The 19232-nt window shown below is 69.3% G+C and carries 15 protein-coding genes; 6 read left to right on the top strand and 9 right to left on the bottom strand.

Annotated features, from left to right (window positions below):
• Positions 1-163: 163 nt before the first annotated feature.
• Positions 164-2716: an ATP-dependent chaperone ClpB gene (gene clpB, locus RT2_RS23630; protein WP_072847252.1), complete on the bottom strand. Its 2553-nt coding sequence runs from the start codon at positions 2714-2716 to the stop codon at positions 164-166.
• Between the two features lie 152 nt (positions 2717-2868).
• Positions 2869-3564, bottom strand: a complete 696-nt coding sequence (locus RT2_RS23625; protein WP_072847247.1) for an alpha/beta fold hydrolase — start codon at positions 3562-3564, stop codon at positions 2869-2871.
• An 818-nt stretch (positions 3565-4382) separates the two neighbouring features.
• Here RT2_RS23625 and RT2_RS23620 point away from each other — a divergent pair.
• From RT2_RS23620 to RT2_RS23600, 5 genes are all read left to right on the top strand, one after another.
• On the top strand, positions 4383-5723 hold the full coding sequence (locus RT2_RS23620) for an NAD(P)/FAD-dependent oxidoreductase (RefSeq protein WP_072847246.1): 1341 nt from the start codon (positions 4383-4385) through the stop codon (positions 5721-5723).
• A 2-nt stretch (positions 5724-5725) separates the two neighbouring features.
• On the top strand, positions 5726-6481 hold the full coding sequence (locus RT2_RS23615; RefSeq protein WP_072847251.1) for a DUF1365 domain-containing protein: 756 nt from the start codon (positions 5726-5728) through the stop codon (positions 6479-6481).
• Positions 6478-7761: a class I SAM-dependent methyltransferase gene (locus tag RT2_RS23610; protein ID WP_072847245.1), complete on the top strand. Its 1284-nt coding sequence runs from the start codon at positions 6478-6480 to the stop codon at positions 7759-7761. Before RT2_RS23615 ends, RT2_RS23610 begins: the two co-directional genes overlap by 4 nt.
• A complete protein-coding gene (locus RT2_RS23605; protein WP_072847244.1) occupies positions 7758-8552 on the top strand; it encodes a DUF1295 domain-containing protein in 795 nt (264 codons plus the stop codon). Before RT2_RS23610 ends, RT2_RS23605 begins: the two co-directional genes overlap by 4 nt.
• A 303-nt stretch (positions 8553-8855) precedes the next feature.
• Positions 8856-11093 (top strand): NADP-dependent isocitrate dehydrogenase, encoded by a 2238-nt coding sequence (locus RT2_RS23600; protein WP_072847243.1) that lies wholly within the window; start codon positions 8856-8858, stop codon positions 11091-11093.
• Positions 11094-11166: 73 nt separating this feature from the next.
• Here the strand turns inward: RT2_RS23600 and RT2_RS23595 are convergent, their stop codons facing one another.
• Positions 11167-12744, bottom strand: a complete 1578-nt coding sequence (locus RT2_RS23595; RefSeq protein ID WP_072847242.1) for an AMP-binding protein — start codon at positions 12742-12744, stop codon at positions 11167-11169.
• Positions 12745-12903: 159 nt separating this feature from the next.
• Here RT2_RS23595 and RT2_RS23590 point away from each other — a divergent pair, with 159 nt between their 5' ends.
• Complete coding sequence (locus RT2_RS23590) at positions 12904-13659, top strand: FAD-binding oxidoreductase (protein ID WP_072847241.1); 756 nt, start codon at positions 12904-12906, stop codon at positions 13657-13659.
• 45 nt (positions 13660-13704) lie between these two features.
• Here RT2_RS23590 and RT2_RS23585 read toward each other — a convergent pair whose 3' ends face one another.
• From RT2_RS23585 to RT2_RS23560, 6 genes are all read right to left on the bottom strand, one after another.
• Entirely contained in the window at positions 13705-14346 is a 642-nt protein-coding gene (locus RT2_RS23585) for a Dabb family protein (RefSeq protein ID WP_072847240.1), read from the bottom strand.
• Positions 14339-14686 (bottom strand): hypothetical protein, encoded by a 348-nt coding sequence (locus tag RT2_RS23580; protein ID WP_072847239.1) that lies wholly within the window; start codon positions 14684-14686, stop codon positions 14339-14341. Before RT2_RS23580 ends, RT2_RS23585 begins: the two co-directional genes overlap by 8 nt.
• A 5-nt stretch (positions 14687-14691) precedes the next feature.
• Positions 14692-15525 (bottom strand): mycofactocin-coupled SDR family oxidoreductase, encoded by an 834-nt coding sequence (locus RT2_RS23575; RefSeq protein ID WP_072847238.1) that lies wholly within the window; start codon positions 15523-15525, stop codon positions 14692-14694.
• Positions 15526-15527: 2 nt separating this feature from the next.
• Positions 15528-16328, bottom strand: coding sequence for a mycofactocin-coupled SDR family oxidoreductase (locus RT2_RS23570; protein ID WP_072847237.1), 801 nt, complete (start codon positions 16326-16328; stop codon positions 15528-15530).
• 4 nt (positions 16329-16332) lie between these two features.
• Entirely contained in the window at positions 16333-17970 is a 1638-nt protein-coding gene (locus tag RT2_RS23565; protein WP_072847236.1) for a flavin-containing monooxygenase, read from the bottom strand.
• Between the two features lie 220 nt (positions 17971-18190).
• Positions 18191-19222, bottom strand: coding sequence for an ABC transporter substrate-binding protein (locus RT2_RS23560; RefSeq protein WP_083577578.1), 1032 nt, complete (start codon positions 19220-19222; stop codon positions 18191-18193).
• Positions 19223-19232: the final 10 nt, after the last annotated feature.

Below are 19232 nucleotides of genomic sequence, written 5' to 3'. Positions count from 1 at the left end.
CGGGGCCTCGCCCCTCACGAGCTCGGCCGGACCCGCCGAGCCCGCCGCGGCGCGGCCCGCGGCTCACCCCCCGGGCCCGCGGACGCGCCGGCCGGGCTCGGACACAGATGCGCCCTCCCCGCTGCCTCGGGCAGCGGGGAGGGCGCATCGTTTCGTACGGGGCTCAGCCCAGCGTCAGGCCGTCACCGTCCGCCGTGACGTTCACCGGCACGACGTCGCCGTCCTTGATCTCGCCGGCCAGCAGCAGCTTCGCCAACTGGTCGCCGATCGACTGCTGCACCAGCCGGCGCAGCGGTCGCGCACCGTACTGCGGGTCGTAGCCGCGCTTGGCCAGCCACGCCTTCGCCGGCTGCGAGACCTCCAGCGTGAGCCGCCGGGTGGCGAGCCGCCTGGCCAGCTGGCCGAGCTGGATGTCGACGATGGACTCGAGCTGCTCCTCCGAGAGCGGGTCGAAGATCACCACGTCGTCGAGCCGGTTGATGAACTCCGGCTTGAACGCGTGCCGCACCGCATCCATCACCTGCTCCTTGGTGCCACCGGCACCGAGGTTGGACGTCAGGATCAGGATGGTGTTGCGGAAGTCCACCGTCCGGCCCTGGCCGTCCGTCAGGCGTCCCTCGTCGAGGACCGCCAGCAGGATGTCGAACACGTCGGGGTGCGCCTTCTCCACCTCGTCGAAGAGCACCACCGTGTACGGACGCCTCCGCACCGCCTCGGTGAGCTGACCACCGGCCTCGTAGCCGACGTAGCCGGGCGGGGCACCGACGAGCCGTGCCACCGAGTGCTTCTCGCCGTACTCGGACATGTCGATCCGGACCATCGCGCGTTCGTCGTCGAACAGGAAGTCCGCCAACGCCTTTGCGAGCTCGGTCTTGCCCACGCCGGTCGGTCCGAGGAACAGGAACGAGCCGGTCGGCCGGTTCGGGTCCGCGACTCCGGCCCGGGCCCGGCGCACCGCGTCGGAGACTGCCTGCACCGCGTCGGCCTGCCCGACGACCCGCTTGCCGAGCTCGGACTCCATCCGCAGCAGTTTGGCGGTCTCGCCCTCCATCATCCGGCCGGCCGGGATGCCGGTCCACGCCGCCACCACGTCCGCGACGTCGTCGGGTCCGACCTCCTCCTTGAGCATGACGTCGCCGTCGCTGGCGCCTCCCGACGCCTCGACCGCCGCCTCGAGCCGCTTCTCCAGCTCGGGGATCCGGCCGTAGCGCAGCTCCGCGGCCTTGCCCAGGTCGCCGTCGCGCTCGGCCCGGTCCGACTCACGGCGCAGCGTCTCGAGCTGCTCCTTGACCTCGCGGACCGAGTCGATGGCCTGCTTCTCGTTCTGCCACCGGGTGCTCAGCTGCCCCAGCTTCTCGCGGGCGTCCGCGAGCTCCTGCCGCAGCTTGGCGAGCCGCGCCTTCGACGCCTCGTCGGTCTCCTTGGCCAGCGCCATCTCCTCGATCTCCAGCCGGCGCACGATCCGCTCGATCTCGTCGATCTCGACGGGCCGCGAGTCGATCTCCATCCGCAGCCGCGACGCGGCCTCGTCGACCAGGTCGATGGCCTTGTCCGGCAGGAACCGGGAGGTGATGTAGCGGTCCGAAAGGGTCGCCGCCGCAACGAGAGCGGAGTCGGTGATGCGCACGCCGTGGTGCACCTCGTAGCGCTCCTTGAGACCGCGCAGGATGCCGACGGTGTCCTCCACCGACGGCTCCCCGACCAGCACCTGCTGGAACCGGCGTTCGAGCGCCGCGTCCTTCTCGATGTACTTGCGGTACTCCTCGAGGGTGGTCGCACCGACCAGGCGCAGCTCGCCGCGGGCCAGCATCGGCTTGATCATGTTGCCGGCGTCCATCGCGGACTCACCGGTGGCACCGGCACCGACGATGGTGTGCAGCTCGTCGATGAACGTGATGACCTGTCCGGCCGAGTTCTTGATGTCGTCGAGGACGGCCTTGAGCCGCTCCTCGAACTCGCCGCGATACTTCGCACCCGCGACCATCGAGCCGAGGTCGAGGGAGATGACGGTCTTGCCGCGCAACGATTCCGGGACGTCGCCCGCCACGATCCGCTGGGCCAGGCCCTCCACGATCGCGGTCTTGCCGACGCCCGGCTCGCCGATCAGCACCGGGTTGTTCTTGGTGCGGCGGCTGAGTACCTGGACCACCCGCCGGATCTCGGTGTCGCGCCCGATCACCGGGTCGAGCTTGCCGGAGCGGGCGGCCTCGGTGAGGTCGGTGCTGTACTTCTCCAGCGCCTGGTACGAGCCCTCGGGATCCGGACTGGTGACCCGGGCACTGCCGCGCACCGCGGTGAACGCGTCACGCAGCGTCTGCGCCGTAGCGCCGTGTCCGACAAGCAGTTTCGCGACGTCGGAGTCGCCGTCGGCGAGCCCCACCATGAGGTGTTCGGTGGACACGTACTCGTCGTCGAGCTCGGTCGCCAGGCGCTGGGCGGCGGTCAGCGCAGCGAGCGCCTCACGGCCCAGCTGCGGGGTGGTGGTCGCACCGGTCGCCTTGGGCAGCCGGTCGACCATGGTCTGTGCCTCGCGGTGCACCACCGCGGGGTCGACGCCGACCGCCTTGAGCAGCGGTGCGGCGATGCCGTCGGTCTGGTCGAGCAGGGCCACCAACAGGTGCGCCGGGCGGATGTCCGGGTTCCCGGCGGCGGACGCGGACTGCAAGGCCGCAGTCAAGGCCGCCTGAGTCTTGGTGGTCGGAGAAAACGAGTCCATGGTCACCCCTAACGGAAGACGTATGTCGTCGCCGTCGAGCCTAGGTGTGGCCGGTCGGCGCTGTCACATGTCCCAACACACCAAGAGTTGAGTCTGTTCCGCTCAAGTCTGAAAACTTTCGACCGTCGGCAAATTCTAGGCAAACTACCCGGTCACAGGCCCGCGCCCACCCGGTACGCCTCGAGCCGCGCGGTCAGCTCCTCCGGGTGGGCCAGCGCGGGCAGGTGCCCGCCGTCCATCTCGTCGGGCACGATCCCGAGGCGCTCACGCACCACGCGGCGCTGAAAGTCGGCGGGAAAGAAGCGGTCCTGCCGGCACAGCAGGAACCGGGTCGGCACGTCCGGCCAGGCGGGCATCGGAAGTTGCTGCTCGAACGGGGTGTCGGACTGCCGGCGCGCGCCGTCCGCCAGCACCGTCTCCAGCAGCTCCGGCGGCAGGTCGTGCAGAAACGTTGCCACCGGATCGAATTCGGCGTCGGGGTCGCGTCCCTCGCATTCGTCGAGCGCGCGGCGCGCCGCCTCCTGCCCGGTGTTCGACCACCACTCGCCGGGCGACTCCCCCGTCGCCGGCACCATCGCCGCCACGAGGACGACCAGTGCCACCGACACCCGCTCGCAGACCAGCGGCACGGTGAACCCCGCCATCGACTGCGCCACCAGGATCGGCCCCGCGCGGTCGCCGATCGCGTCGACCACCACAGCGGTGTACTCGGCGAGCCCGGCGGAGTCGTCGTCGACCGGCAGGTCCGGCGTCAGCACCTCGTGACCGCGCTCGCGCAGCCGCGGCGCGACGAACTGCCAGTAGGTCGAGTCGGACCCGGCGCCGTGCAGCAGGACGTAGGTGGCCATGGTGGCCAATTCTGCGCCGGGCGACTGCTCTTCGACCAGCGAACGCCGACCTGACACGCCCATGGTTGATGCGTCGGGGTCCGCGACAGCCCGGATCAGAGGCGTTCCTCGGACGCCAACACGGAGACGGTCGCGCACGATCTCCGCCAACCTCCTCTACCCCCAAACCGCGCCGGCCGCACCGCCAGACTCCCCAAAAATCGGACATATTCATGATGATCAATGTCACACTTCCTCTGCGGAGGGTTTCAGGTTTGAATTACTCGCCACCCTGACCGGGGTGACGCCGATCTGCGCTGCGCGCAACAGAAAGGGATCTTCATGACCTCGTCGGACACCGTGCCCCTCGCCCTCATCGACCTCGCTGGCAAGGCCTTCGCGGCAATCGCGGGTCTGGCTGCCAGCTGACCGCTAGCTAGCGCGCGCTTTCAATCAGGGGCATCCAGGAGGAGTTGAAAGTGCGCGTCGGGGGTCAAGCGTCGGTGAGGTCCCCCGTCTCCGCGCCCGCCTGCACGCCCGCTTTCACCACAACGCACCGTGCGGACAGGGCTCGCCGAAGCCCCCTGTGACGCCCGCGCAGAGCGACGCTGACGGGCATCTCGAAACACCGGAACGGAACCAACTTTCGATACGCTCCGGTGCCTCAGCCTGGACCCCGCACCGGGGTCGGCGCCCCCGGAGCGGCTCTCGGAGCTGCGGCCGACCGCCCAAAGGCTGCTGTTCCCCGTCGGCGACCGGTTGACGTGTCCGACGCGCGGCTACCGAGGGTATCCATGACGCGGACCCATCCGGCCGCCCCGCGGCGCCGAACACCCGGTATGGACCGTCCCTCGAAGTCACACCCAGACCCCCTCGCACCGCCACGCACCGTCGCCGTCATCGGCAGCGGCGTCGCCGGACTCATCGCCGCGTACGTGCTGGCCCGACGTGACCGGGTGACGCTCTACGAGGCCGACGAGCGACTCGGCGGGCACGCGCACACCCACGACCTCGAACTCGACAGCGGGACGCGGGTGTCGGTGGACACCGGGTTCATCGTGCACAACGACCGCACGTACCCCACCCTGCTGCGACTGTTCGGCGAACTGGGCGTGGCCACCCAGGACACCGACATGTCGATGTCCGTGCGATCGGACGCGAACGGCCTCGAGTTCGCCGGCGCAAAGGGCCTGGCGGGGCTGTTCCCGACGCCGCGCGCGCTCACCCGACCGCGATACCTGCGCATGCTCGGCGAGGTGGTCCGGTTCCACCGCGCCGCCCGGGCCTTGTTGGACAGCCCGGCCGGTGATCCGGACGAGCCGCTCGCCACCTTCCTGTCCCGGCACCGGTTCTCGGACTACTTCGCCCGGCACTTCCTCACCCCGCTCGTCGCCGCCGTGTGGTCGTGCGCCCCGTCCGCCGCCGGCCGCTACCCGGCGCGGTATCTGCTGACCTTCCTCGACCACCACGGCATGCTCACCGTGTTCGGATCCCCTACCTGGCGCACCGTCTCCGGCGGTTCGGCCCGCTACGTCGAGAAGGTGGCCGCGACGCTGGACGAGGTGCTTGTCGGCACCCCGGTGCACAGCCTCCAACGGGTCGAGGACGGGGTGTGCGTCATCGCCCGCAACGGCGACCTCCGCTGGTTCGACGCCGCGGTGATCGCGGTGCACCCCGGCCAGGCCCTGCGGCTGCTGGCCGATCCCACCCCGCTCGAACGCGCTCTGCTCGGGGCGATGCCGTACTCCACCAACCGTGCCCTGCTGCACACCGACTCCTCCGTCCTGCCGCACGCCGAGCGCGCCCGCGCGTCCTGGAACTACCTGATACCGCGGCAAACCCGGAGTTCGGAGTCGGTGGTGGTCACCTACGACATGACCCGGCTGATGCGGATCTCCGACGGCACCGACCGTCGTTTCCTCGTCACCCTCGGCGGCGACGGCCTCGTCGACCCGGCATCGGTGCTGGCCGAGATGACCTACGAGCACCCGGTCTACACGCCGGAATCCGTTGCCGCGCAGTCCCGCCTGCCCGAACTCGACAGCGACACGGTGACCTTCGCGGGGGCGTACCACGGGTGGGGCTTCCACGAGGACGGTGCCCGTTCGGGGGTGCGCGCCGCGCGCCGCCTCGGGGTGGACTGGGATGCCGCACCCGCTCGCGGCACGGCGGTGAGGTGACGGTGTCCCCGCCCGCGATCTACCGCACCCGCATCCGACACGTCCGCGCCGCGCCGGTCCGGCACTCGTTCGAGTACCGGAGCTACAGCTGGTTCGTCGACCTCGACGAGCTGCCCAGGCTGCCCGGGTGGTTGCGGCCGTTCGCCCGGTTCGAGGCGAGCGACCACTTCACGGCGGACTCGCGTGCCGGCCACGACACGGCGACCCTCCGCGGACGACTCGACGGCTACCTCGCCGCAAACGGTGTCGACCTGCGCGGCGGCCGCGTCACGGCCCTGCTCAACGCCCGGGTACTCGGACACGTCTTCAACCCGTTGAGCCTGTTCTGGTGCCACGACCGGGCCGGCGTGCTGTGGTGCGTGGTCGCCGAGGTCCACAACACGTACGGCGGGCGGCACTGCTACCTGCTCATGCCGGACGGCTCCGGCCGCGCCGAGACCGACAAGGCGTTTTTCGTCTCGCCGTTCAACGAGGTCGACGGGCGCTACACGCTGCGGGTGCCGGAACCGGGCCGCGACCTCGCCGTCTCGGTCACCCTGCACCGCGACGGGCAACCGCCGTTCACCGCGACGATGCGCGGGAACGGACGCCGGGCCACCACGGCCGCGGTGGCGCGGATGCAGTTGTCGGCTCCGATGGCCCCGCTCGTGGTCGCGGCGCGGATCCGCCTGCAAGGCATCGCCCTGTGGCTGCGCGGGCTACCCCTCGTCCCACGACCGACCAGTTCCCCGCTACTTCACCAGGAGGCCGACCGATGACTACCTCTGGCACCGAGAACGCCGCCCGCGCACTCGAGATCGATGCCAACCGGTGGCCGGGCATCGCCCACGTCCGGACCGACACCTTCGCGCGGGCTGCGGGCGCGGTGGCCGACCGCCTGTTCCGGCGAGCCGCATCGAGACTGGCCGTGCGGGTGGAGTACCCGGACGGCACCGTCCTCGGAACCGACGGGACGGGACGGATCCTGCCCCGCATGATCATCCACCGGCCCGAGGAGTTCGCCCGGCGCCTCGGCACCGGCGGGCTCGTCGGCTTCGGCGAGTCCTACATGGCCGGCGACTGGGCCTCTCCCGAGCCGGCGGCCGTGCTCACCCCCTTCGCCGCGGAGGCCGCGACCCTGATACCTCGGCCACTGCAGTGGCTGCGCCCGCTGGTGACGGCGAAACAACCTGCCGCCGAGCGCAACACACCAGAGAACACCCGCTCGAACATCTCCCGTCACTACGACCTGTCCAACGAACTGTTCGAACTCTTCCTCGACCGCACCATGTCCTACTCGAGCGCCCTGTTCGACGACCTGCCGGCGCGGTGGGACATGCTGGCCGTCGCGCAGCACCGCAAGATCGACCGCCTGCTCGACGCGGCGCGGGTCGGACCGGGTACCCGCCTAGTCGAAATCGGCACCGGCTGGGGAGAATTGGGCCTCAGGGCCGCGGCGCGGGGCGCCCAGGTCCGCTCGGTCACCCTCTCCCGCGAGCAACAACTGCTGGCCCGCCGCCGGGTGGCCGACGCGGGGCTGTCCGACTCCGTAAAGATCGACCTGCTCGACTACCGCGCGGTGACCGGCGACTACGACGCGATCGTGTCGGTGGAGATGATCGAGGCCGTCGGGTTCGACTACTGGCCCACCTACTTCCGGACGCTCGACCGACTGCTGGTTCCGGGCGGCCGGGTGGCACTACAGGCGATCACCATGCCGCACGATCGAATGTCGGCCTCCCGCAACACCTACACGTGGGTGCACAAGTACATCTTCCCGGGCGGCCTGCTGCCGTCCACCCGCGCCATCGACGACGTCACCCGCCGGGAAACCTCACTGCGGGTTGTCGACCGGTTCGCGATGGGGGCGCACTACGCGGAGACCCTGCGGCTGTGGCGCGAGCGCTTCGCCGCCCAGGGCGCGGAAGTCACCGAACTCGGCTTCGACGACGTCTTCCGGCGCATGTGGGAGTTCTACCTCGCCTACTCCGAGGCCGGATTCCGCGCCGGGTACCTCGACGTCCAGCAGTTCGTCTTCGAGAAGGACTCGCCCCGGTGAGCACATGGACGGAGTTCCTGACGATCACCGGGGTGAGCGCGCTGTTGCTTACTGCCCTGCAGGCCGTGACGTTCGCGATCGGTCACCGACTCGGCCGGTACAACGTGGTGGACGTGTCGTGGGGGCTGGGCTTCGTGCTGGTCGCCGCGGTGTCCGCCGCCCTCGGCGACGGCGATCCCGGCCGCCGCGTCTTGGTGCTCGCGCTGGTCACGGTGTGGGGCCTGCGGTTGAGCTGGCACATGCACCGCAAGTCCGTGGGGCGCGGCGAGGACCCCCGGTACCGGGAACTGCTCGACCGCGCCGGCGGGGCGACCCTCGGCACGGTCGCCCGCAAGGTGTTCGTGACCCAGGGCGCGGCCCAGTGGTTCGTCTCCCTGCCCGTCCAACTGTCGGCGGTGCTCGGACCGGCACACGGCGCGGGTCGCATCGTCATGACGATGGGCGTCGCCCTCTGGGCGGTCGGCGCGGCCTTCGAGGCGGTGGGAGACCGGCAACTTCGAGCGTTCAAGGCGGACCCGGCCAATCGGGGCCGGATCATGGACTCGGGGTTGTGGGCGTGGACCCGCCACCCGAACTACTTCGGCGATGCCTGCGTGTGGTGGGGGCTCTGGCTGGTCTGCGCGGGCGTCTGGCCCGGCGCGGTGACGGTGGGGTCCCCGATTGCGATGACATACTTCCTGGTCTACGCGACCGGCGCGCGACTGCTCGAGCAGTCGATGTCGCGGCGGCCCGGCTACCGCGAGTACCAGGCGCGCACCGGATACTTTCTGCCGCGCCCGCCCCGGGGCTGATCGACGCGAATTCGCCTGCACTGCCGTTCGGCAGCGTCCACGTGACGCCGACCGGCGCGGCCGGAACCAGCGTTTCCGCTCACCGTGTCCGCGGACTCGACCTCCCGAACCACAGAGACCGAGTCCACTCCCTTCGACTCTGCGGGCCGGCTGTGGCCGGTCTCGCACCCCCGAGCCTGAGCAGAATGTCGCGGACAACACGCACGGCGTGGTAGGAGGTAGGTGCCACTACAACCACCCCGTGGCTCAGATGAGACGCGAACACAGAACGCGCCTAGCCGATATCGGAGCAATGATCAGAATATGAGCGTGGAACAACCAACCATCATCTACACGCTGACCGACGAGGCACCGATGCTCGCCACGCATGCCTTCCTGCCAGTGATCGAGACATTCGCCGAGGCAGCCGGGATCAACGTCGAGACCTGCGACATCTCCGTCGCCGCCCGCATCCTCGCCGAGTTCGGCGACCACCTGGCCGAGGCGCAACGAGTACCGGACAACCTGGCCGAACTGGGCCGACTCACGCAGCTGCCCGACACGAACATCATCAAGCTGCCGAACATCAGTGCCTCGGTCCCGCAGCTGCTCGCGGCCATCAAGGAACTCCAGGCGCACGGCTACGGCATCCCGGACTACCCCGAGAACCCGAAGTCGGACGAGGAAACCGCGATCAAGGACCGGTACACCAAGTGCCTGGGCAGCGCGGTGAACCCCGTCCTTCGCGAGGGCAACTCGGACCGCCGAGCACCCCGGGCCGTCAAGGAGTACGCCCGCAAGCATCCGCACAGCATGGGTGAATGGTCGCCGGCATCGCGCACGCACGTCGCCCACATGCGGCACGGCGACTTCTACAACGGCGAGAAGTCGATGACCGTCGACGGCGACCGCGAGGTCAAGATGGAGCTGCTGACCACCGGCGGCGAGACCATCGTCCTCAAGCCGAAGGTGTCCCTCACCGACGGCGACGTCATCGACAGCATGTTCATGAGCAAGAAGGCGCTCATCGACTTCTACGAAGACGAGATGGAGGACGCCCGCAAGACGGGCATGATGTTCTCCCTGCACGTCAAGGCCACGATGATGCGCGTCTCGCACCCGATCGTCTTCGGGCACGCCGTGAAGGTCTTCTACAAGGACGCCTTCGCCAAGCACGGCGAGCTGTTCGACGAGCTGGGCGTGAACGTCAACAACGGGCTCTCCGACCTCTACGCGAAGATCGAGTCCCTCCCCGCGTCCAAGCGCGAGGAGATCGTCGACGACCTGCACCGGTGCCACGAGAACCGGCCCGAGCTGGCGATGGTGGACTCGGCGCGCGGCATCTCGAACTTCCACTCCCCCAGCGACGTCATCGTCGACGCGTCCATGCCCGCGATGATCCGCGCCGGCGGCAAGATGTACGGCGCCGACGGTCGGCAGAAGGACACCAAGGCGGTGAGCCCCGAGTCGACGTTCTTCCGGATCTACCAGGAGATGATCAACTTCTGCAAGACCAACGGCGCGTTCGACCCCACCACCATGGGCACCGTGCCGAACGTCGGCCTGATGGCGCAGAAGGCGGAGGAGTACGGCTCGCACGACAAGACGTTCGAGGTCCCCGAGGCCGGCGTCGCCAACATCACCGATCTCGCCACCGGAGAGGTTCTGCTCACCCAGAACGTCGAGGAGGGCGACATCTGGCGTCTGTGCATCGTCAAGGACGAGCCCATCCGGGACTGGGTCAAGCTCGCCGTCGCCCGCGCCCGCAACTCCGGCATGCCGGTCGTGTTCTGGCTCGACCCGTACCGTCCGCACGAGAACGAGCTGATCACGAAGGTCAAGACGTACCTGCTCGATCACGACACCGAGGGCCTCGACATCCAGATCATGTCGCAGGTGCGCGCGATCCGGTACACGATGGAGCGGCTCATCCGTGGGCTCGACACCATCTCGGCAACCGGCAACATCCTGCGTGACTACCTCACCGACCTGTTCCCGATCCTGGAACTGGGCACGAGCGCGAAGATGCTCTCCATCGTGCCGTTGATGGCCGGCGGCGGACTGTACGAGACCGGAGCGGGCGGTTCCGCTCCCAAGCACGTCAAGCAGCTGCTGGAGGAGAACCACCTGCGCTGGGACTCGCTCGGTGAGTTCCTCGCACTGGCCGTCAGCCTCGAGGACCTCGGCATCAAGACCGGCAACAAGAAGGCCACCGTCCTGGCCAAGACCCTCGACGCCGCGACCGGCAAGTTGCTCGAGAACGACAAGGGCCCGTCCCGCACCACCGGCGAGCTGGACAACCGCGGCAGCCAGTTCTACCTGGCCATGTACTGGGCCGAGGAGCTCGCCGCGCAGACCGAGGACGAGGAGCTGCGTGCGCACTTCGTTCCGCTCGCGGCAGCGCTCGCGGAGAAGCGCGACACGATCGTCGGTGAGCTCAACGACGTGCAGGGCAACCCGGTCGACATCGGCGGCTACTACGCGCCCGACGCCGACCTGACCACCGCGGTCATGCGCCCGAGCACGACGTTCAACGACACCTTGGCAGCTGCACGCGGCTGATCCGTACGGTGCTCGACGAGCAAGGCCCGCACCCCGTCCAGGGTGCGGGCCTTGCTGCATACGGGCGCGGCGCCTACACCGAGCGGGCGGCTCCCGCCCAGTAGTGCGCCCGCAGCGCCTTCTTGTCCAGCTTGCCGATCGGGGTCAGCGGCAGGGCGTCGACGAAGTCCACGGTCTTCGGCGCGTGCACGGCGCCCTTGGCCTCCTTGACCATCGCGGACAGGTCCGCCGCCTCGACGGTCTGCCCGTCGCGCAGCACCACGCAGGCCTTGACCGCTTCGCCCCACTTCTCGTCCGGCACCCCGACGACCGCGACCGACGCGACCGCCGGATGCGCGGAGATGACGTCCTCGATCTCCCGCGGGAAGACGTTGAACCCACCGGTGACGATCATGTCCTTCTTACGGTCGACGATGAACAGGAAGCCGTCCTTGTCCGCCCGCGCGATGTCGCCGGTGTGCAGCCAGCCACCGCGCAGCGCCTCCGCCGTCTCCTCCGGCTTGTTCCAGTACTCCTTCATCACCAGCGGGCCGCGCACGCAGATCTCGCCGAGCTCGCCGCGGGGGACCTCGTTCAGGTCGTCGTCGAGGAGCTTGACGTTCAGCCACGGCACCGGACGCCCGCACGACGCGAGCCGCTCCAGGTCGTTCGCGTCGTGCTCCTCCTTGCGCAGCACCGAAATCGTCATGCCGCACTCGGACTGGCCGAAGTACTGGAAGAAGATCGGGCCGAGCTTGTCGATGCCCTCCGCCAGTCGCGTCGGCGACATCGCGGCGGCGCCGTAGAACAGCGTCTCGAGGCTCGACACGTCGCGGGTGGCGAGGTCGGGGTGGTCGAGCAGCATGTAGATCATCGTCGGCACCAGCATGGTGGAGGTGATCTTGTACTTCTCGATCGCCTCGAGCACCGCGGCCGGCTCGAACGCGGGGAGCACCACCAGGGAGCCGCCGCGCAGCAGGGTCGGCACGAAGAACGCCATGCCCGCGTGTGAGAGCGGGGTGCAGGCGAGGAAGCGCATCTCGTCGGGGAACTGCCACTCCGCCATCTGGATCTGCGGCAGGGTCACGCCGGAGGCGAAGGTGTTGACGACGCCCTTGGGCTTGCCGGTGGTGCCGCCGGTGTAGACCATGCTCGACGGGTCACCGCCGTCGACGTCCGCGGCGACCAGGCGGGTCGGCTCGAAAGTCGCCGCCAGGGCGAGGATGTCGATGCCGACCTCGGACGGGCCGAGGGAGAAGAAGTTCTTCAGCGTCGGGACGGCGGCCTTGAGTTCGGCGGCCCGGCCCTCGAACGAGGTCGGATCGAAGATCAGCGTCTCGATCTCGGCGTCCCCGAGAATGTAGGCGTGGTCGTCGATCGAGCCCATCGGCGCGAGGGCGGTGTTGCGACAGCCGAGGATCATCTGCGAGCCGACGCTGATGAGCACCTCGGGACGGTTCTTCGAGAGCATCGCGACGGTGGAACCCTTGCCGATGCCCTGTCCGGCGAGGGCCTGGCAGAAGCTGCTGATCTGGTCCCGCATCTGGCCGCCGGTGAGCACGACGTCGCCGAGGTAGAGCGCGGGTCGGTCGGTGTTCCGCTCGAGCGCGGTGATCAGCAGGTCCGCCAGGAACTGCGGGCGGTGCAGGTCGGCGTGCTCGTCGGTGGTCATGTACTTCTCCGCTCTGACTGTGGATACGGCCGCCAGGTGGTGGGCGGCGGCCCACGGGTGCATGGTGTTTTTTCACACCCTAGTTCCAGAACTGACACATGTTCTAGTGTTTCTCTTGTTTGCGCAGCGCGGCGCGGCGCACGACTACGCTGTGGACCCATGAGCGCGGACGTGGAACAGGACCAGGGTTGGCTTGCGACGGTGGTCCAGCACCATCGACTCCGGCAGGACCTGGCCGTGATCCGGCTCGAGGGCGAGTTCGTCCCGTTCACCGCGGGCCAGTCCGTCTCCGTCGTCGTCCCGCAGATGCCCGCCGTCAGTCGTCGGCTCTCCCCCGCACTGCCGCCGTCGCTCGACGGCAAGCTCGAGTTCCACGTCCGGACGGTGCCGGCGGGCTGGGTCAGCGGGTCGATCGTCGCCGACACCGCCCCCGGCGACCAGTGGCAGATCAGCGCGCCCACCGGCCGGCTCAACATCGACGACAGCACCGAAGAGGTCATCATGGTCGCGGGCGGGACGGGGCTCGCGCCGCTGCGCGCGATGCTGCTCGAGCTCACCCGCAAGCCCAACCCGCCGCTGGTCTTCCTGTTCGTCGGCGCCCGGCACCCCCGCGACCTCTACGCCTCCGACATGCTGTGGATCCTGGCCCAGCAACTCGACTGGCTGACCGTCATCCCCGTCGTCGAGCAGGTCGAGGACCCGGAGTGGCACGACGAGTGGCACGAACGCACCCGGGTGGACATCGGTTTCGACGAGGACGACCTAATCCAGGGCACGCTCGCCGAGGTGGTCAGCTCCTACGGCGGCTACACCTCGCACCAGGTGCTGATCTGCGGCTCGCCCGCCATGGTCCGCGCCACCGTGCGCGCGCTGGTCGACACCGGTACCCCGGCCGGGTCGATTCAGGTCGGCTGAGGCGGCGCCCGGTCTGGATGGCCCAGCCTCCAGACCACCCCGCCTCTAGAGCACCGAGCCCTCGAACTCGCAGAAGCTGTGGCACACCCGGTCTCGGACGATGATCTCAGGGCACTCCGGGTCGAACCAGCGGTCGACGTGGGCCCAGTGGACCGGGTGCAGGAGGTACGGCCCGGTCAGGGCGTCGAGGTCCGCGAACTCCTGCTCCCACACGTGAGTCCACGCCGAGGCTCCCTCGGCGCGCAGCACCCGAGACAGCTGCCACGACCGGATCGCCGGCACGTACCGGGGCATCCGCAGCAGGTCGGCCTCGAACCGTTCGACGGCGGCGTCCGACGCGTCCGGGTCCACCCGCAGCAGCAGCGTCCGGTACACCCCGCCGGAGGTCCGCGGCTCGGTCGTCCCCGCGGCCTCGCCGCGGTACTCGACGCCGTCGACGTGCGCGACGGCCGAGTTGCCCAGCACGGCAGCGACTTCCCCCTCGGCCGCGCGCCACCGGTCCTCGTCGTCGAACTGGAGGTGGACGAGCAGGTCACCGCCGTTGCGGACGCCGTCGAGCGTCGGGGCGACCAGCACCCGCCGGGCGCCCGCCGCGGCCGCGGCCTCGTGCAGCCCGTCCGCGCACCGAAGTCGCGCGTCTGCGTCGGCGGCGTCCCGGAAGTGGACCAGCTTGGTCGCCTTAAACATCGGAGAGCCCGTCGACGTCCGCCGCGGCGGAGGCCATCGAGCGGGACCGCTCCACGACCAGTTCGTCCATCCGCGTCCACCACCGCCCCAGAGCCGGGTCCGGGCGCCCCCGCAACGTCATCCGCCACCAGGCGTCGGCGCCGTCGAGCGCCCAGGTGACGGTGACCGTGTTGGACTCGTCGTCGAACCAGACCGGCGGGCTCACGAGCACCTGTTCGAGCGTCATGCCCCGCTCCCGGGCGCCGGGCGCGTACTCCGCCAGGTACGCGTCGACGAACTCGCGTGCCCGCCCGGGCCTGGTGACCACCCGGTCGACGACGTACACCTTCGCGCCGGCCATGTCGGTCAGCGGGCTGTGCTGCCGGCGTCCACCGGCAGCGCGACCGCGGTGATGTAACGCGCCTCGTCGGAGGCCAGGAACAGCGCGGCGTTGGCGACGTCCGCCGGTTCGATCCAGGGCACCTCGAGCATGTTCATCGACACCGCGGACGCCGCGAACTCCTCGCGCGTCGGCGGCCGGTCGAGGTCGGGGCGGAACTTGGACCGCACCAGGTCGTTCTGGATCATCGTGGTGTCCACGTTGGTCGGGTGCACCGTGTTGACCCGAACGTTGTGCGGCGCCAACTCCTTTGCCATCGACCGCATCAGCCCGACCACGCCGTGCTTGGCCGCCGTGTAGTGCGCGACGCCGACCAGCCCGCGCAGGCCGGCGATCGAACTGGTCAGCACCATCGCCCCGCCGCCGCGCTCGATCAGGTGCGGCGCCGACACCGCGCAGGTGTGCCACACCCCGGTGAGGTTGACGTCCAGCATGGTGTTCCAGGTCTGCTCGTCCAGTTCGAGCGCGGCCGCCGAGGAGGTGATCCCCGCGGTGGCGCACACGATGTCGAGGCCGCCGAGCGCCGCGACGCCCGCGTCCACGGCCGCCGCCAGCTGCGCCCGGTCACGGACGTCCACCTCGAATGCCTCGATGCGCCTACCGGTTTCCCGCACCAGCGCCACGGTCTCCGCGAGATCCGCCGGGTTTGACGGCGGGATCACCACGGTCTCCACCGGACCGCACAGGTCGACGGCGATCACGTCCGCGCCCTCCTGTGCAAACCGCAGTGCCTGCGCCCGCCCGATGCCCCGGGCCGCGCCGGTGACCAGCGCGACCTTGCCTTCCACTCGACCAGTCATCGTCACACCTTCTGGGTAAGGCCGGCGTCGACCACCAGCTGGGTCCCGGTGACGTACCGGGCCTCGTCGGACACCAGGAACAGCAGGGCGTTGCTGACGTCCGCCGACTCCACCCACGGCACCGGCAGCAGGTGGTTACGGGAGAGCACCTCCATCACGTCCTCCGCGGTGGGGTTCTCCAGGTCCGGCCGCAGCCGGGAGAAGGTCGCCGGGTTCAGCGTCATCGCGGTGCCGACGGCCCCGGGCAGCAGCGCGTTTACCCGAATCAACCTCGGCCCCAACTCGTTTGCCAGGGTCCGCATGAGCCCGATCACGGCGTGCTTGCTCGCCGAGTAGTGCGCGGCGCCGGCTACCGCCTTCATCCCGGCGGTGGAACTGACGATGACGACCGAGCCACCGTCGGCGCCGATCGACGGAGCCGCGGCCTTGACGGTGTGCCAGACCCCGGTCAGGTTGACGTCGAGCGAACGCTGCCACACCGGTTCGTCGATGGTCCAGGCCGGTCCCGGGTTGTCGCAGATGCCGGCGTTCGCGACGACGACGTCGAGCCGGCCCAGTTCCGCCACCCCGAGGTCCACCCCTGACTGCACGGCGGCGAGGTCACGGACGTCGGCATGTGCGGTCACCGCACGGCGGCCGAGTTCGCCTACCAGCCTGGCTGTTTCGTCCAGCCCTTCCTCCGCCGAGGGCAGGTCGAGCGCGATGACGTCGGCGCCTTCCTCGGCCAGTCGGACGCAGTGGCTGCGCCCCATTCCGTTCCCGGCACCGGTCACCAGCGCCACCTTGCCCGCCATCCGAGGCATCCCGCTACCGGCCCGACTCGACCAGCTCGAAGCCCTTGTACCCGGCCTCGGCCACCTCGGCGATGATCTGGCCGTACACCCCGAGTCCGCCGACAAACGGCATGAACACTCGCGGCCGGCCCGGGACGTTCGCGCCCACGTACCAGGAGTTCGCGGTGGGCATCAGGGTGGCGTCGGCGCGGTCGCTGCACTCGCGGACCCAGTCGGTGACGGCCTGCCCGGTGGCCTCGATGCCGAGCGCCCCCTGCCGTGCCACGTACTCGATGCAGTCCGCGACCCAGTCCACGTGCAGTTCGGAGTGCAGCACCATGTTCGCCAGCACCGACACGCTGCCCGGGCCGGTCAGGTTGAAGAAGTTCGGGAACCCCGCCGAGCCGAGCCCGAGATAGGTCTGCGGCCCGGCCGCCCACGCCTGCTTGAGGGTCTGCCCGCCGCGGCCGACGATGTTCACCTTGTCGAGAGAGCCGGTCATCGCGTCGAATCCCGTTGCCAGGACCAGTGCGTCGAGGTCGTAGTGCTCGGCGGTGGTGTTCACACCGGTCGCGTCGACCGAGACGATCGGGGTGGCCCGCAGGTTCACCAGGTTCACGTTGTCGCGGTTGAAGGTCTGGTAGTAGTTCGAGTCGGTGCAGATCCGCTTGGTGCCGATCGCGTGGTCCTTGGGGATCAGCAACTCGGCGAGCTCGGGGTCCTCGATCACCCCGCGGACCTTCTCCTCCCAGAACTCCCGCGCGGTGTCGTTCGAGGCGAGGTTGGTCAGCTGGTCCGGGAAGGTCTTGCTGAACAGCACGCCGCCCAGCTCCCAACGCCGCTCGTAGGCGTCCCGCCGCTCCTGCTCGGAGACGTCCAGGGCGGAGGAGGGGTGCGCCTGGTGCGGCGAACCGCCGCCGCTGAGGAACGAGAGCCGGCGCCTCTCGGCGTAGTCGGCCTTCTGCGCGCGACGGGTCGCCTCGTCGAGCGGGACGTTCCCGGCCGGCACGCTGAAGTTGGCACTGCGCTGGAACACGTGCAGCACGCTCGCCTGCTCGGCGACGCACGGAATCGTCTGGATGCCAGAGGATCCCGTGCCGATGACGCCCACCCGCTTGCCGGTGAAGTCGACGCCCTCGTGCGGCCAGCTCGAGGTGTGGTAGGTCGGGCCGGCGAACTCGTCGAGCCCGTCGATGGAGGGGATGTTCGCGTTCGACAGCGGTCCGACCGCGGTGATGACGTACTGCGCGGACACCGTCTCCCCCGAGTCGGTGCGCACGGTCCACCGCGTCGCGGCCTCGTCCAGGACCATCTCGGTGACCCGGGTGCCGAAGGTGATGTCGCGGCGCAGGTCGAACCGGTCGGCGACGTGGTTGACGTACGCCAGGATCTCCGGCTGGGTGGCGTACTTCTCGGTCCAGTCCCACTCCTGCTGCAGTTCCTCGGAGAACGAGTACGAGTAGTCCACGCTCTCGACGTCGCAGCGGGCTCCCGGATAGCGGTTCCAGTACCAGACGCCGCCGACCCCGTCGCCGGCCTCGAAGACCCGGACGGTGAGCCCGGCCCCGCGCAGTCGGTGCAGTGCGTACAGTCCGGCGAACCCCGCGCCGACGACGACGACGTCGACCTCGGAGGTCGCGGCCCCGGCGGGCGCTGAAGAAACGGCGTTCACGATGGCTGCCTTTCGCTGATGACATCACTCGTGATCGACGCTATGGCCGTACCCCGTACGCGGCCTAGGACTCCTCCCGCTGACCGGGCGAAACAGACACAAGTCCCGCTCAGTGGGCCCGACCGTGCGCCCCGCCCGCGCCAGACAGAAGACCCGGTGCCGCCGCCGCTCCGGAGGAACGGCGGCGACACCGGGTCTTCGGGTGTTCGGCGCGGTCAGGTCACTGACAGCTGGAATCCACGCGATCCGCGTACGGCAGGCTGGTCGAGCCCTCGCCCAGGATCCACTCCACGTTCTTCCCCCACTGCTCGGCGGTGACGCTGGGCGACCAGGACTGGTTGGTCGAGTCCCAGATCTGTTCTGCCGCCTCCGGTGTCACATCCAGAAGTTTGCCCAACGAGGCGACACCCGTCGCCCGGTTGGCATCGTCGCGGATCCACGCGGCCGCCCTGTTCATGGCCTTGCAGAATCCGAGGACCGCCTCGGGATTCGCCTTCTTGAATGCTCCGGTGACACCCCAGAACGTCTGCAGCGCATAATCACCCAACTTGGTGTTGGTGCCGTCCATCGTGTTCACCATCGTCTTCACGTCCAGCCCGTGCGACCTCACCAGCACGACGGACGATCCGGTAGCGACAACGGCGTCGATCTTCCCGGCGCGCAACGCGGGCTCCATCGTCGCGCCGCTGCCGACAGCCACGTACGTGACACTTTCGGGATCCACCCCGTTCTCTGCGAGCACGGCTCGCGCGAACTTCTCCGCGAACGAGCCGCGCTGGACAACGCCGAGCTGCTTGCCCTCGAGCTGCTTGAAGTCCGTGATCCCGGACTGTGCGGGCACTACCAGCTGCATGTCGATCTTCCCGAACGGCGCGATGGCGACCAGGTCCTGCCCCTGATCCATCGCCGACATCACGTTCTCCGGAGTGCCCACCGCGATCTGCGTCGAACCGCCGATCAAGGTGGCCGTCAGTTCCGGGCCGGTCTTGGCGTCGACGGTCTCCGTCACGATGCCCTCGTCCGCGAAGAATCCCTGTTCTCTCGCGACGGTGTAGGGGAAGGCGAGCGAGTTGCTGGGCATACTGCCGACGATGAGCTGCTTCTGTCCATCCTCGTTGACGCCGGCCGATTGGGCACTTCCGCAGGCCACCAGGGACGCGGCAAGGGATACCGCGCCAACGGCCACCGCGAGGGAACGACTTCGATACTTCACAGGTACTCCTCGATAGGTTCTGTTGCTGGCTGCCGACATTGCTGGCAGG

Origin of the sequence: Rhodococcus tukisamuensis NBRC 100609, from assembly GCF_001894985.1 — a bacterium.
Classification (GTDB): domain Bacteria; phylum Actinomycetota; class Actinomycetes; order Mycobacteriales; family Mycobacteriaceae; genus Rhodococcus_G; species Rhodococcus_G tukisamuensis.
This window is presented reverse-complemented; position numbering and strand designations above follow the sequence as displayed.